The sequence below is a fragment of the Streptomyces sp. NBC_00016 genome, from assembly GCF_045040885.1.
GTDB classification, from domain to species: Bacteria; Actinomycetota; Actinomycetes; order Streptomycetales; family Streptomycetaceae; genus Streptomyces; species Streptomyces coriariae.
Genome location: NZ_CP108304.1, coordinates 1898269 through 1911586 on the forward strand (window position 1 = coordinate 1898269; position 13318 = coordinate 1911586).

A 13318-nucleotide genomic window follows, 5' to 3' on the forward strand; every position below is an offset into this window, starting at 1 on the left:
ATCGGCCGGTTCCGGCGTCTCTTCCAGTGTCCGGACGCACCGCCCGGAAGATCGTCCCGCCGTCACGAGGGAGCAAGGCGTTGTCCACCGTCATCGAGCAGTCCGTAGAGGCACGTCTGGTCGCCGCCGCGCCCCGGATGCAGACCATCCCCGCCACCCTGTCCTACGACCGGCAGGACCCCTTCGCCGTCCGCATGACCTTCCCGGCTCCGGCCACCCTGGAGGGTGTCGAGGTCTGCTGGACCTTCGCCCGTGACCTGCTCGCCGCGGGTATGCACGACGCCGAGGGCCACGGCGACGTCCGGGTGCGGCCCTACGGGTACGGCCGCACCGTGCTGGAGTTCCACGCGCCCGAGGGCACCGCCGTCGTGCACGTCCACACGGCGGAGATCCGTGACTTCCTGCAGGCCACCAGCGAGCTGGTGCCCGCCGGCACGGAGTACCGGCAGCTCGACCTCGACCACGACCTGGCGGAGCTGATGCGCGACGCCTGTTAATCCGTTGACAGCCCTTCCGGGCCCTCCTACCGTTCAGAACGGTTCTGTTGCCGTCGATAGGAGAAGGACGTTGCTCGTCTGAGGTCATGAGACACCGCGCCACACCTGAGGAGTGTGTGCGCCGCGTGCGACCTCGGCCTTCGAGCCGTCCTTGCGGAGCAGGGCTTCCTTCATGTCTCCGCGCTCCCCCGCTGACGCGGGTGGTCGCCGCTTTCCGGTGTCTCGACACGTGTCGCCCTGACCGCACACGCAACCACGAGGCCCGCTTTGACTCACTCCGTCACCTGTACCTCCCTCACCTTCTCCTGGCCGGACGGCACCCCCGTCTTCGACGGGCTCGACGTCGCCTTCGGCCCCGGCCGGACCGGACTCGTCGGCGTCAACGGCTCCGGCAAGTCGACCCTGCTGAAGCTGATCGCCGGGGAACTCGCCCCCTCCGACGGCACGGTGCGCCGCGCCGGCGAGGTCGGACACCTCCCCCAGAACGTCACCCTCGACACCACGCTCAAGGTCGACGCGGCGCTCGGCATCGCCCCGCAGCGGGCCGCGCTGCACGCCATCGAGGCCGGTGACGCCTCCGAGCGCCACTTCGAGACCCTCGGCGACGACTGGGACGTCGAGGAGCGCGCGCTGGCCACCCTCGGCGAACTCGGGCTCGGCCACATCGACCTCGACCGCACCATCGGCGAGGTGTCGGGCGGCGAGTCGGTCCTGCTGCGGCTGGCCGCGCTGCTGCTGCGCCGGCCCGACGTCCTGCTGCTGGACGAGCCGACCAACAACCTCGACCTGTACGCCCGGCGGCGGCTGTACGCGGCGGTCACCTCGTGGCCGGGCGTTCTGATCGTGGTCAGCCACGACCGCGAGCTGCTCGACCTCGTCGACCAGATCGCCGACCTGCGCGCCGGCGGGGTCACCTGGTACGGCGGCAACTTCTCCGCGTACGAGGAGGCCCTGGCCACCGAGCAGGAGGCCGCCGAGCGCATGGTGCGCGTCGCGGAGGCCGACCTGAAGAAACAGAAGCGCGAACTGGTCGACGCCCAGGTCACGCTGGCCCGCCGCAAGCGGTACGGGCAGAAGATGTCCGACCAGAAGCGCGAACCGAAGATCGTGATGGGGGCGCGCAAGCGCGCGGCGCAGGAGTCGGCGGGCAAGTACCGGATCATGCACGAGGAGAAGCTCGCCAAGGCCAAGGAGCGGCTCGACGACGCGGTGGAGGCCGTACGCGACGACGACGAGATCCGCGTCGAACTGCCGTACACGGCCGTGCCGCCGGGGCGCGAGGTCCTGCTGCTCCAGGACCTCCGGCTCGCGTACGGCGCGCGCGTGGACGGTGGTTTCGACCTGCGCGGTCCGGAGCGGGTCGCGCTGGTCGGGCGCAACGGCGCGGGCAAGACGACGCTGCTGCGCACCATCGCCGGGGAGCTGGCGCCGGAGGCGGGCGAGGCACACGCGCACGTGCCGCTGCGTTTCCTGCCCCAGCGCCTCGACATCCTCGACGGCGGGCTCACGGTCGCCGAGAACGTGGCCCGGTTCGCGCCGGGCGCCACCAACAACCGGGTCCGGGCCCGGCTGGCCCGCTTCCTGTTCCGGGGCGCCCGCGCCGATCAGAAGGCGGCCACGCTGTCCGGCGGGGAACGCTTCCGGGCGAGCCTGGCGGCGCTGATGCTGGCCGAGCCGGCGCCCCAGCTGCTCATGCTGGACGAGCCGACCAACAACCTCGACATGGCGAGCGTGCGCCAGCTCACCACGGCCCTGGAGTCCTACGAGGGCGCGCTGATCGTGGCCAGCCACGACCTGCCGTTCCTGGAGTCCATCGGCATCACCCGCTGGCTGCTGCTGGACGGGGAGCTGCGGGAGACGACGGCGGCGGAGGTGGCGGATCCGGCCTAGGCCGGATGTCCTCGCATGGTCTCAGGAGGAGCACATTGTTACTGCGGGGTTTTGTCCTGGTGGCCCCGCCCTGCATGATGGCTGACCGGCGCCGCGTCCGAGGCGCCGGTCTGTGCCACCCGATTCGGAGACCTGGACGTGCCCAGCAAGAAGGCCCTCATCCGCCGCCCCAGCCCGCGCCTCGCCGAAGGCCTGGTGACGCACGTCGAGCGGGAGAAGGTCGACGTGGAGCTCGCCCTGGAGCAGTGGGAGGCGTACGCCGAGGCGCTGCGGGCGCACGGCTGGGAGACCGTCGAGGTCGACCCGGCCGACGACTGCCCGGACTCCGTGTTCGTCGAGGACACGGTGGTGATGTACAAGAACGTCGCCCTGATCGCGCGCTCCGGCGCCGAGTCCCGGCGCGACGAGACCCTCGGGGTCGAGGAGGCCGTGGCCCGTCTGGGCTGCTCGGTGAACTGGATCTGGGAGCCGGGCACGCTGGACGGCGGTGACGTGCTCAAGATCGGCGACACGATCTACGTCGGCCGGGGCGGCCGTACCAACGCGGCCGGCGTCCAGCAGGTGCGCGCCGCCTTCGAGCCGCTGGGCGCGCGGGTCGTGGCCGTACCGGTGAGCAAGGTGCTGCACCTGAAGTCGGCGGTCACGGCGCTGCCCGACGGCACGGTGATCGGCCACATCCCCAAGGTGGACCGGCCGTCGCTGTTCCCGCGTTTCCTGTCGGTGCCCGAGGAGGCCGGCTCGCACGTGGTGCTGCTCGGCGGCCCGCACGTGCTCATCTCGGCCGCCGCGCCGAAGACGGCGGACCTGCTCGCCGATCTCGGTCACGAGCCCGTCGTCGTCGACATCGGCGAGTTCGAGAAACTCGAGGGATGTGTGACATGCCTCTCGGTGCGGCTGCGTGAGCTGTACGCCTGAGCGGGTGATCCCGTCACCCATTCAGCCCTGGGACCTGCGGTTCCCGGGGCTGTTTGACATGCCCCGATTTACTTGACGCAACGCGGCTGATCAGCGATCTTTACGGCGTTCTTAACCTACGGTTTCGTAACCTACGGATACGTAGCCTACGATTCCGTAAGTTCCGGCCTCGCTCGCCGGAGTGTTCCACTCCGCTTCACGTCCCCCTGGAGTTCTCGTGACGATCACCTCCCCTCACCTCGGTAGCCCCGCCGTCTGGACCGACGCCAAGCTGCTGCACGCGCTGGAGGAAGTGGTCGAGACGGAACTGAACCGGCACCTGAAGGTCACCAAGGACTGGATGCCCCACGAGTACGTGCCGTGGAGCGACGGCCGCAACTTCCCCGGCTTCTTCGAGGACGGCGAGGCCTGGGAGAAGGGGCAGTCCAAGGTCACCGAGATCGGCCGGATCGCGCTCGTCGTGAACCTGCTCACCGAGGACAACCTGCCCAGCTACCACCACGAGATCGCCTCGCTCTTCGGCCGCGACGGCGCCTGGGGCACCTGGGTGCACCGCTGGACGGCCGAGGAGGGCCGGCACGGCATCGTGATGCGCGACTACCTGCTCGCCTCGCGCGCGGTGGACCCGGACAAGCTGGAGCAGTTCCGCATGTCCCACATGAGCGAGGGCTTCGAGTCCGACAACCGGCACTCGATGCTGCACTCGGTCGCCTACGTCGCCTTCCAGGAGCTGGCGACCCGCGTCTCCCACCGCAACACCGGCCACCAGTCCGGGGACCCGGTCTGCGACCGCATGCTGGCGCGCATCGCGACCGACGAGAACCTGCACATGGTCTTCTACCGCAACCTGCTGAAGGCCGCCTTCGAGCTGGCCCCCGACCTGACCATGCAGGCCGTGCGCGACGTCCTCGTCAACTTCCGCATGCCCGGTCACGGCATGCCCGGCTTCGAGCGGTTCGCCGCGCAGATGGCGATCGGCGAGGTGTACAACCTGCGCATCCACCACGACGACGTGATCCAGCCCGTGCTGCGCTTCCTGAAGGTCATGGAGGTCGACGGTCTCGGCCCCGAGGGCCAGAAGGCGCAGGAGGAGATCGGCCTGTACATGGGCGGCCTCGACTCGGAGGCGTCCAAGTTCGACGAGAAGCTGGCGGCGCGCAAGGCGCGGATGGCGGCGCGCGCGGCCGGCTGATCCGCCCCCCATCGATCGCTTCGACGGCTCGCACAGGGAATCGATTTCCCGGTGCGGGCCGTTCGCGACCTGCGGCATCATGCCGCCATGGGTGACAGTGACACGGTCCAGCAGGCGGTCGGCTTCCTGCTCGGACTGACCGACGAGGACACCGCCGACCGGATCCGCGCGCGGATCGGTCTGCCCCCGGCCCCCACGGAGAACGCGGCCACGATCCAGCGCAGGCTGAACCGCGCGTGGACCTGGCCCACCGCGCCCGCCTCGGTGGTGCTCTGGGTCCTGGAGCAGGACGACCCCGCGCTGAACGCCGTCGTGTGGCGCTTCGTCGGCAACGACCTCGGTCTGCGCCGGGCTCTCGCCCGCGGGGTGCCGTTCGGCCCCGGGCGCACGAAGCCCCTGCCGGTGCGCTCGATCCACGAGCGGCAGGAACCCGACATCCCCGAGAGCTACGTCCGGCACGGCCTCGTCGGCGCCCTGCGCAGGGCGAACTCGATGCCCTCAGCCCGCGCGGCCGCGTCCATGGTGCTGACCCGCGGCGACTGGGAGACGGTCGGCGCGGCCCACGACGAGCTGGCGCTGCCCGGTTACCCCCGCTGGGCGCTGTCGGTGCGCCCGGACTGCCCGCCCGCGCTGCGCGCCCGGTTCGGGTCGCACCCCAAGTTCACGCACCGGCTGCGGCAGGCGGGCGTACTCGACGGCCCGGCCCAGTACGCGACCGCCCACGGTCCGGCCTCCCGGGTGCTGGAGGTGCTGTCCCTGGGCCATGTCATGTTCCCGGCCCGGGTCCGCGACGCCGAGGACGCCCTGCGCCCGCTCGTGCGGGACCACCTGGGCGGGCGCGAGGAGGCCTGGGCGGTGCTGGCGCAGCTCATCGACACGTTTCACGGGACGGCGCCGGAGCTCGTCGTGACGGCGGGCGCCATCGCCTGAGGCGCCGGGCGTCGAAGGGGGGCGGGCGTCGAAGGGGGGCGGGGCGGCTGGATTCGAACCAGCGTGATCCAGTTTTGGAGACCGGTGCGGCTGCCTCTGCGCTACGACCCCGCCCTTGCCCCAGAGCGTAATGCCTTGGCCCGTTGTCGGTGGGCCCTGGTACCAATGAGGCACTGGGGGAAGCACGGCACACAGGGCACGGGGGGGCTCGACATGGGGTACGGGGAGCGAGGGCGGCGGCGTCCGCCCGTGGTCGACCTGGCCGACCGCAGGGCACTGGAGGCGTACCGCCCGGCGGACCCCGAGGTGGTCGCCCGGGCCCGGCGGCTGAAGGAGGCCGCGCTGCTGGACTTCGGGCTGACCGAGTCGGCGGTGGCGTCCTGGCTGTACACCAAGTGCCATCACCAGATCCCGACGACTGCGGTGGACACGGCGGCCGTGGTCGCCTCCGGCGACGGCACCTGCCTGCTGCTGTACAACCCGGACTTCTTCGTCGGACTGGGCCTGGACGGCGTCAAGTTCGTCCTGTTCCACGAGGCCCGGCACCTCGTGCACCGGCATCTGCTCGCCGAGCCGGAGCTGCGCGAGGATCCGGTGTTCGAGCTGGCCGCCGAGGTGTCCATCAACCATGTGGCACTGGTGCGGCTGGGCCGCGAGGAACTGCCCCTGCTGAACGGCCGCCCGACCGGCGTCGACCCGCGCCGGGTCCACGACCTGTACGTCGAGGACCTGACGGCGCACGGGCTGGAGCCGGTCTCGTACGAGACGTTCACGCGGACGGACACGCGCGTGTACGGCGAGCTGAAGCGCATGCGTCACCCGCCCGTGCCCGAGGAGCGGCTGTGCGTGCACCTGGTGGCCGGCGCGGTCCCCGCCGACCAGGAGACCGTCGACGCGGTGACGTCCTCCGCCCTGCTCAACTCGCTGCTGGCGGCCCGGCGCGGGCACGCGGGCGCCGAGCGGGAGCTGCTCGACCTCATGGGCCGCACGGAGGGCGACTCGGCGCGGGCCGCCCGGTTGTGGGGCAGGCTGGGCGCCGGCACGCTGCGCGGCCGGACCACGCGCACGCGCACGGTCGACTGGTGGCAGCGCTGGCTGGTCGACGTGCTCGGCTCGAAGCTGCGTGACGGCGAGCGGCTGGTCTACCCCAAGAAGCGCGGCGCCCTGCTCGCCGCCCTCGGCCAGGACCCCGTGCTGGCGCGGCGCGGCCCGGTCCGCGACAAGGTCCTGGTGATCGCCTACGACACCTCCGGGTCGATGCCGCAGCACGTCGTCCAGTGGCTCACCGAGCTGGTCGGGCGGATCGACGGCGTCGAGGCGCACTGGCTCTCGTTCGACGCCGTGGTCATGCCCTTCCGGCCGGGCGAGCGAAGCGAGATGGGGGTCCCCCCGGACGGAGTCTGGGGGAGCGTGTACGGGGGCGGCGGCACGAGCTTCCAGGCGGTCGCCGACCACGTGGAGGGACGCACGGAGGTGAACGGGCGCCGTTTCGACGAGCGGCCGGACGCGGTCGTCGTCCTCACCGACGGCTACGCGCCGCCGATCACACCGGCCGAACCGGACCGCTGGATCTGGCTGATCACCGAGGGGGGCCACGAATGGCCCGAGACGCACACACCCGCGATGGACTGCCATCGCGTCACCACAGGATCGCGGTGAGAGCGGATGAGCACGCGGACGGAACACACGCACGACTCCGGCGACCGGCCGGCCCCCGGCGAGGTCTCCCGCCTCGAAGGCTTCATCGACGCGATGATCGACCTCGGGCAGACCGGCCAGGTCTTCGGCGAGCACGGCATCGGCAAGACGGCGACGTTCTTCTCGCACGTCGCCCGCGCCCACCCGGGCACCGAGCTGGTGTACGTGCCGGCGGCGAACCTCACGCCGGACGACCTGCTCGTCAACGCGCCCGTACGTGATCCGCGCTCCGGCGAACTGGTGCTGCGCCAGCTGGTGATGAGCCAGCTGAAGCCGGGCCGGCCGTTCGTGCTGCTCATCGACGACTCGTTGCAGGCGGGCGACACCATCCAGTCGCAGCTGATGCAGATCGCCTGCGACTGGACGCTCGGCGAGCACGACCTGCGTGCCCTCGGCTGCGTCGGCGTCTTCCTCACCGACAACGAGTCGCAGACGGAGACGTCGGCCCGGCGCGGCGACCTGGCGCTGCTGGACCGGATGGTCACGATGCGGATCTCGGCGAACGACACGTCGTGGCGTCGGCACCTCGCGGTCAAGTACCGCCCGTGGGAACTGCGTCCGGTGTTCGCCGTGTGGGCCTCGCTCTCCCCCGCCCTGCGCGAGCTGCTGTCCCCACGCACGCTCGACCATGTCCTGGCCAACGCCCGAGAGGGGTTCCCGCTGCGCTGGGGCCTGCCGCTGATCGACGGCGAGCGGCTCCGGCTGGCCGAGCCGGGTCCCGACGGCCGGCCCGGCCAGAACCGTACGGCCGAGATCCTCGACCGGCTCGCGCAGGCGCTCGGCGTGGCCAACCCGGCCACGGTTGCCGACCCCGTACGACAGGTGGTGCGCGCGGCCCTGCGCAACCGCTGGACGGTGCTGCTCCAGGGGCCGCCCGGGTGCGGCAAGACGGAACTGGTGCGCGAGACGGTCCGCGCGGGGCTGGGGCGGGACGCCCTGTACTTCTCGCTGCCGGTGACCAACGTCGAGGACCTCTGCGCGCCCGTGCCGTCGCCGGACGGCACGCTGGACAACCTCCTCGCGGCGAAGTTCACCGGCCCCGAGCCCAAGGCGATCGTGTGGGACGAGTACAACCGGCCCAAGGACAAGGCCGCGTTCGCCAAGCTGATGGAGATCACCCAGGAGTGGTCGCTGGCGGGGAAGCGGATCGAGAACCTGCGGGCCCAGATAGCCGTACAGAATCCGCCGTACCACCTGGGCCGCAAGCTGCTGGTGTCCCGCAACAACATCGCGCAGGCGACCCGGTTCACGGCTTCCCTGGAGGTGTCGCCGCAGGACATCCCGGCCAACGAGTGGCTGCTGGCACGCTACGGGGCGGACGCCGAGACGGTGCTGGAGTGGTGGAAGCACGACATCGACGAAGAGGGCCGCGCCTGGATCACCAAGCGCACCCTGGAGCGGCTGATCAAGCTGCACCGGCGCGGGTTGCCGCTGGAGATGGCCACGGTCTACCTCGGCGACGGCGAGTACGCGCCGGTACCGCTGACCGCGTTGATCGACCGTCTGAAGGGACGCCCCGTGACGGGCCTGCGCGAGTTGGCCCGGGACGCGGACGCGTGGGAGGCCCGGCTGCGCCGCGCCACCGCCCGCTCCGACGAGGGCGGCGACGACAGCGACGTCGTCCACCAGATCCTCGCCAACGCGGAGTTGTCCCAACTGCGCAGGCATCACACCGTGGTGGCCCGCCTGGTCACGCATCTGCCGGCCAAGCTGCGGGCGACGCACCTGGTGGGCGCGTCCGAGCAGCAACAGAAGTTCTGGATGGGGGTGTTCACGGGGATGCGGCGCTGATCGGGCGGGACGGACCGGGTGGACGGGGTGGACCGGGGCCCGGCGGACGGGCCTCAGTCCGCCGCGGGTGTCTCCGGCGCCGCCGTGCGGTGCACGCTGCGTACCGCCGCCACGTCGGGCGGGACGGCCGGGGGCGGGACATGGGCGCTGAGGGCCGCCAGGCGGCGTTTGACGGTGGCGGCGACGCCCTGGCCCAGGACGAAGCGGGTGGCGGTGGCCGCGCGGGGCGCGTGGTCGAGGATGCGGTGGGCCTCGCGGCTGCGCAGGCCCGTGTGCCGCAGGACGAGATGGGCGAGGCGGTGCTCGCCGGCCGCCAGCGTCCGCCCCACGCTCTCGGCGGCCGCCAGGTCCAGCCGGTTGTCCGCCGCGCCGAGCACGGCCGCCGCCCGGACCCGGCCGAGGTCCAGCAGGGTGACACCGGCGACGGTGGCCGCGTCGACCAGCCGGGCGGCGGCGGAGGGTCCGATGCCGTTGCTGGCCACCGAGAGCCGGGTGAGCCGTCCGTACGGCGCCCGCTCCAGGGCGTCGGCGAGCCGGAGCGCGCCCGCGTCGGCCAACCGGGCGGCGGACACGTACAGTTCGTCGATCGCCCCGGCGGCGACCACCGCCGCGAGCGCCTGCGCGCCCGCCTCCCCCAGCGGGTTGCCGCCGACGAACAGCCGCTCGACCCGCCGTCCGTTGCCCGCGGCGGCCAGCAGCGCGTCGGCGAGTACGGTGACGCCCGCCGCGTCGAGTCCGGTCTGCACGAGGTCGAGCGTGCGCAACGTCCGGGCGGACTCCACGAGTTCGGCCGCCGCCCGGCCACCGCCCCGGCCCAGCGGGTTGCGTTTGAGCCACACCCCCGTGACCACCTGGGGCGAGGCGCGCAGTTGGTCGGCGATACGGCAGGCGCCGCCCGCGGTGATGCCGTTGCATCCGAGGTAGAGCGTCTCGACCGGCGCGCTCGTGGCGGCCACGGTGGCGGCGCCGTCGTCCCCGAGGGCGTCGGTGCCGAGGAGCAGATGCCGTACGGGCGAGGGCCCGTCGGCCAGGGCCTCGGCGACCAGGGCAGCGCCCTCGGCCCCCAGTCCCTGCTTGCACAGGTCGAGCCGCCCGTCGGGCAGCGCGGTGCCCGCGGCGAAGTCCAGCCGCTCGCCCGCCGGACGTCCGGCCCGCAGCCAGTCGAGCAGCGGGGCGAGATCGGCGAGGGGGCGGGGCACCACGTGGGGCACTCCGGCGAAGCGGACCGACCCCGGCTCCGACTCCGGCTCCGTCCCCTGGCCCTGCCCCTGGCCCTGGCCCTGCCCCTGCCTCAACCCCGGCTCGGCACGCGGCCCCGTCGCGTTCTCCTCGCTCACCACTGCGCCTCCCGGTAGTCCTTGAGGAACACGCCCGACACCGGGTGGCCGGCCTCGCCACGCACGATCGGGTCGTACACGCGGGCCGCGCCGTCCACGATGTCCAGCGGGGTACGGAAGCCCGCGCCCGCCATCCGGGCCTTCTTCGGCGCCGGGTTCTCGTCGGTGATCCAGCCGGTGTCGACGGCGCACATGTGCACACCCTGCTCGGCGAGCGCGGCCGCGCTGGTGCGGGTGAGCATGTTGAGGGCGGCCTTGGCCATGTTGGTGTGCGGATGCCCCGGCATCTTGTTGCGCACCGCGAACCGGCCCTCGACGGCCGTCACGTTGACCACGTACCGGCGCGGATGCGGCGAGGCCAGCAGCAGCGGCAGCAGCCGGTCGCAGAGCAGCGCGGGCGCGAGGGCGTTGACGAGCTGGGTCTCCAGTACCTCGGCCGGGTCGAGCGCGCCGAGCCGGGCCGACCAGGAGTTCTCCGGGGAGGGATCGGGCAGCAGTCCGGCCTCGTCGGCCTCCCGCAGGGCCGCGGGCAGCGCGGAGGCCGAGCCGCCGAGTCCCTCCAGCATCCGCATCGGGGTGAATCCGGGCGCCCGGCGCGTCCCCTCGGGCAGCGCGTCACGCTCTCCGGCGGCCAGCAGGGCGTAGGACTCCGGCGGACGACGCACTGTCTGCGCCGCGTTGTTGACGAGGATGTCGAGCGGTTCGCCCTCCCGGCGCAGTTCCTCGCACAGGCCCAGCACCTGGCGCGGGTCGCGCAGATCGACGGCGACGACGGTGAGCCGGTGCAGCCACTGCGCGCTGCCGGGCTCGGCGCTGAACCGGCGGACGGTGTCGTGCGGGAAACGGGAGGTGACGACGGTCCGCGCGCCGTCCCGCAGCATCATCAGCGCCAGCTGGAAGCCGATCTTCACCCGGCCGCCGGTGAGCAGGACACGGCGCCCGCTCAGGTCGGTGCTCAGCGAACGGCGGGCGGCGTTGTCCGCGGCGCAGGCGGGGCAGAGCCGGTGGTAGAAGGTGTCGACCTCCCGATAGGCCGACTTGCAGACGTAGCAGGTGCGCGGCCGGTGGAAACGCCCTCCGCGGCCGGCGGCCGGCAGGGGCGCGTCCTCGCGCCGGTCCAGGGCCCCGGTCGCGGTCGCCGCCATGGCCGCCGCGTCGGCGGCCGCCACCTCGGCGCTTCGCTCCTTGCGCCGCCGCAGCCGTCCGTCCCGCGCGAAGGACGCGGCGACCTGCTCGGCCCGCAGCCGTACGGGGTCGTCGACGGGCAGCGCGCGCAGCCTGCCCACGACATCGTGGAAGGCGGCCAGCTCCGCCTCGGTGACCGCCGGGCCGAACACCGCCCCTCCGCTGTCCTCGCCCATCCGTCGCCGTCCCGCCCCGTCCCCCGCCCCGTGCTCTTCGTACCGTGGTCCCGACCGGATTCGAACCGGCGTATCCACCCTGAGAAGGTGGCGAGTCTGCCTCTGCTCTACGGGACCGCGCACGCATCCGGACGACCGGATGCGAACCGGCGTGATGCGCCTGCGCGTTGTGCCTGCGCCGTGGCGCCACGTCCGGACACGCCCCCGGATCCTAACCGCACCCCCGCGACGCGGTCACTCGGATTCGGGGTCGCCGCGACTGCGCGGTTCAGAGTGCCGTGCGCCTCAGGTTCAGGCGCTCCTTCTCGGACATGCCGCCCCAGACCCCGAAGCGCTCATCGTTGTCCAGGGCGTACTCGAGGCAGGCGGAACGCATCTCGCACATGCCGCAGATGCGCTTGGCCTCCCGCACCGAACTGCCGGGTTCGGGGAAGAAGAACTCCGCCCCGGTCTGTGCGCACAGCGCCTCGCGCTGCCAGCCGAGGTCGGGTGTCGGAATCGTGTCGGTATACATGGCCAGGATCGTGCCCGGCGGCGAAAAACGTTCGATCAACGCCGGATATACGCGGCTCCCGAGGCCCCCGGCCGCCCGATGATGCTCCTGCCGCCCACCCGTACGCACGGCGGCGCGCGGTGCACCCGGCACACTCTCGGCACGCCGGACGAAGGCACGACGCACGTCCGTGACACCTCGCGCCCGTTCATCACTTTCCGTGACCGGGCGCCGAGGCCGCGCCGGTGGTCGTACTCCGGCAGCGATTGTCAGTGGGCGGTGCGAGACTCGGCAGTGCAGAGAACGGGACCCCTTCGAGGAGGGCAACGATGCTCACCACCCGTTTCGTCAACGGCGCTCCGAACTGGATCGATGTCGGCACGTCCGACATCGACGGCGCCACCTCCTTCTACGGCGCTCTCTTCGACTGGCGGTTCCGGTCGGCGGGACCCGACGCCGGTGGTTACGGCTTCTTCCAGCTGGACGGGAAGACCGTGGCGGGCGGCATGCAGACCGCGCCAGGTCAGGGCCCGCCCTCGTGGACGGTCTACTTCCGGACACAGGACGCGCAGGCCACGGCGCAGGCCGCCGAGCAGAAGCACGGCACGGTGCTCTTCGCGCCGATGGACGTGATGGGCCAGGGCACGATGGCGGTCCTCGCCGACCAGGCGGGCGTGCCGTTCGGCCTCTGGCAGCCGGGACAGACCGTGGGCGTGGACGTGGCGAACGAACCCGGCGCGCTGTGCTGGGTCGAGCTGTACACGCCGGACGTCGCCGCGGCGGCCGCCTTCTACAACGCGACGCTGGGCCTGGAGACCTCGGCCGCCCCCTTCCCCGGCGGCACCTACACCTGCGTCAACCCGTCCGGGGCCGGGGAGGAGGCGATGTTCGGCGGGATCGTGCCGCTGGCCGACGACCCCACGGAGGCCGAGACCGGCGCGTACTGGCTGCCGTACTTCGAGGTCGCCGACGCGGACGCGGTCGCGGCCAAGGCGGAGGAGCTGGGCGGCAGGGTGCGGATGCCCGCCACGGACGTCGAGGGCGTCGGCCGCATCGCCAAGCTCGCCGACCCCTACGGGGCGCGCTTCGCCGTGATCAAGAGCGTGCCTCAGGAGATGTGAGGCGGCACCGAAGAGCACGGGGACGGAACGGGCCGGGCCGGGCCGGTCTGGTCTGGGCCGGCAAGGACCGAGCGGGCCGAACGCGAGCGGGGC

The 13318-nt window shown here is 72.4% G+C and carries 11 protein-coding genes and 2 tRNA genes; 8 read left to right on the top strand and 5 right to left on the bottom strand.

Annotation, left to right across the window (positions count from 1 at the left end):
• The first annotated feature begins 80 nt into the window (after positions 1-80).
• The 5 genes from OG933_RS08540 (at position 81) to OG933_RS08560 (ending at position 5424) form a co-directional block, all read left to right on the top strand.
• Complete coding sequence (locus OG933_RS08540) at positions 81-497, top strand: SsgA family sporulation/cell division regulator (RefSeq protein ID WP_054241384.1); 417 nt, start codon at positions 81-83, stop codon at positions 495-497.
• Positions 498-764: 267 nt separating this feature from the next.
• A complete protein-coding gene (locus OG933_RS08545) occupies positions 765-2387 on the top strand; it encodes an ABC-F family ATP-binding cassette domain-containing protein (protein ID WP_362518630.1) in 1623 nt (540 codons plus the stop codon).
• Positions 2388-2525: 138 nt separating this feature from the next.
• Positions 2526-3302: a dimethylargininase gene (gene ddaH / locus OG933_RS08550; RefSeq protein ID WP_362518628.1), complete on the top strand. Its 777-nt coding sequence runs from the start codon at positions 2526-2528 to the stop codon at positions 3300-3302.
• Between the two features lie 217 nt (positions 3303-3519).
• On the top strand, positions 3520-4494 hold the full coding sequence (locus tag OG933_RS08555) for an acyl-ACP desaturase (RefSeq protein WP_020129430.1): 975 nt from the start codon (positions 3520-3522) through the stop codon (positions 4492-4494).
• A gap of 87 nt (positions 4495-4581) precedes the next feature.
• Positions 4582-5424: a hypothetical protein gene (locus OG933_RS08560; protein ID WP_405626296.1), complete on the top strand. Its 843-nt coding sequence runs from the start codon at positions 4582-4584 to the stop codon at positions 5422-5424.
• Positions 5425-5461: 37 nt separating this feature from the next.
• Here the strand turns inward: OG933_RS08560 and OG933_RS08565 are convergent.
• Positions 5462-5537: transfer RNA gene (locus OG933_RS08565), tRNA-Trp, on the bottom strand.
• A gap of 100 nt (positions 5538-5637) precedes the next feature.
• Here OG933_RS08565 and OG933_RS08570 point away from each other — a divergent pair.
• Positions 5638-7083 (top strand): DUF2201 family putative metallopeptidase, encoded by a 1446-nt coding sequence (locus OG933_RS08570; protein ID WP_362518623.1) that lies wholly within the window; start codon positions 5638-5640, stop codon positions 7081-7083.
• Positions 7084-7089: 6 nt separating this feature from the next.
• Positions 7090-8913, top strand: a complete 1824-nt coding sequence (locus tag OG933_RS08575; protein WP_405626299.1) for an AAA family ATPase — start codon at positions 7090-7092, stop codon at positions 8911-8913.
• 53 nt (positions 8914-8966) lie between these two features.
• Here OG933_RS08575 and OG933_RS08580 read toward each other — a convergent pair whose 3' ends face one another.
• From OG933_RS08580 to OG933_RS08595, 4 genes are all read right to left on the bottom strand, one after another.
• Positions 8967-10250 (bottom strand): ribonuclease inhibitor, encoded by a 1284-nt coding sequence (locus OG933_RS08580; protein ID WP_405626302.1) that lies wholly within the window; start codon positions 10248-10250, stop codon positions 8967-8969.
• Entirely contained in the window at positions 10247-11611 is a 1365-nt protein-coding gene (locus OG933_RS08585; protein WP_405626304.1) for an SDR family NAD(P)-dependent oxidoreductase, read from the bottom strand. Before OG933_RS08585 ends, OG933_RS08580 begins: the two co-directional genes overlap by 4 nt.
• Positions 11612-11656: 45 nt before the next feature.
• Positions 11657-11728: transfer RNA gene (locus tag OG933_RS08590), tRNA-Glu, on the bottom strand.
• 151 nt (positions 11729-11879) lie between these two features.
• Positions 11880-12125, bottom strand: a complete 246-nt coding sequence (locus OG933_RS08595; protein WP_362518614.1) for a WhiB family transcriptional regulator — start codon at positions 12123-12125, stop codon at positions 11880-11882.
• 308 nt (positions 12126-12433) lie between these two features.
• Here OG933_RS08595 and OG933_RS08600 point away from each other — a divergent pair, with 308 nt between their 5' ends.
• The gene (locus OG933_RS08600; RefSeq protein WP_362518611.1) at positions 12434-13225 is read left to right on the top strand and encodes a VOC family protein; all 792 of its coding nucleotides are present in this window, start codon (positions 12434-12436) and stop codon (positions 13223-13225) included.
• The last annotated feature ends 93 nt before the right edge of the window (positions 13226-13318 follow it).

Coding starts and splice junctions, on each gene's coding strand:
- OG933_RS08560 (WP_405626296.1), top strand. CDS start 4,582: ATGGGTGACAGTGACACGGTCCAGCAGGCGGTCGGCTTCCTGCTCGGA.
- OG933_RS08570 (WP_362518623.1), top strand. CDS start 5,638: ATGGGGTACGGGGAGCGAGGGCGGCGGCGTCCGCCCGTGGTCGACCTG.
- OG933_RS08575 (WP_405626299.1), top strand. CDS start 7,090: ATGAGCACGCGGACGGAACACACGCACGACTCCGGCGACCGGCCGGCC.
- OG933_RS08585 (WP_405626304.1), bottom strand. CDS start 11,611: ATGGGCGAGGACAGCGGAGGGGCGGTGTTCGGCCCGGCGGTCACCGAG.
- OG933_RS08595 (WP_362518614.1), bottom strand. CDS start 12,125: ATGTATACCGACACGATTCCGACACCCGACCTCGGCTGGCAGCGCGAG.
- OG933_RS08600 (WP_362518611.1), top strand. CDS start 12,434: ATGCTCACCACCCGTTTCGTCAACGGCGCTCCGAACTGGATCGATGTC.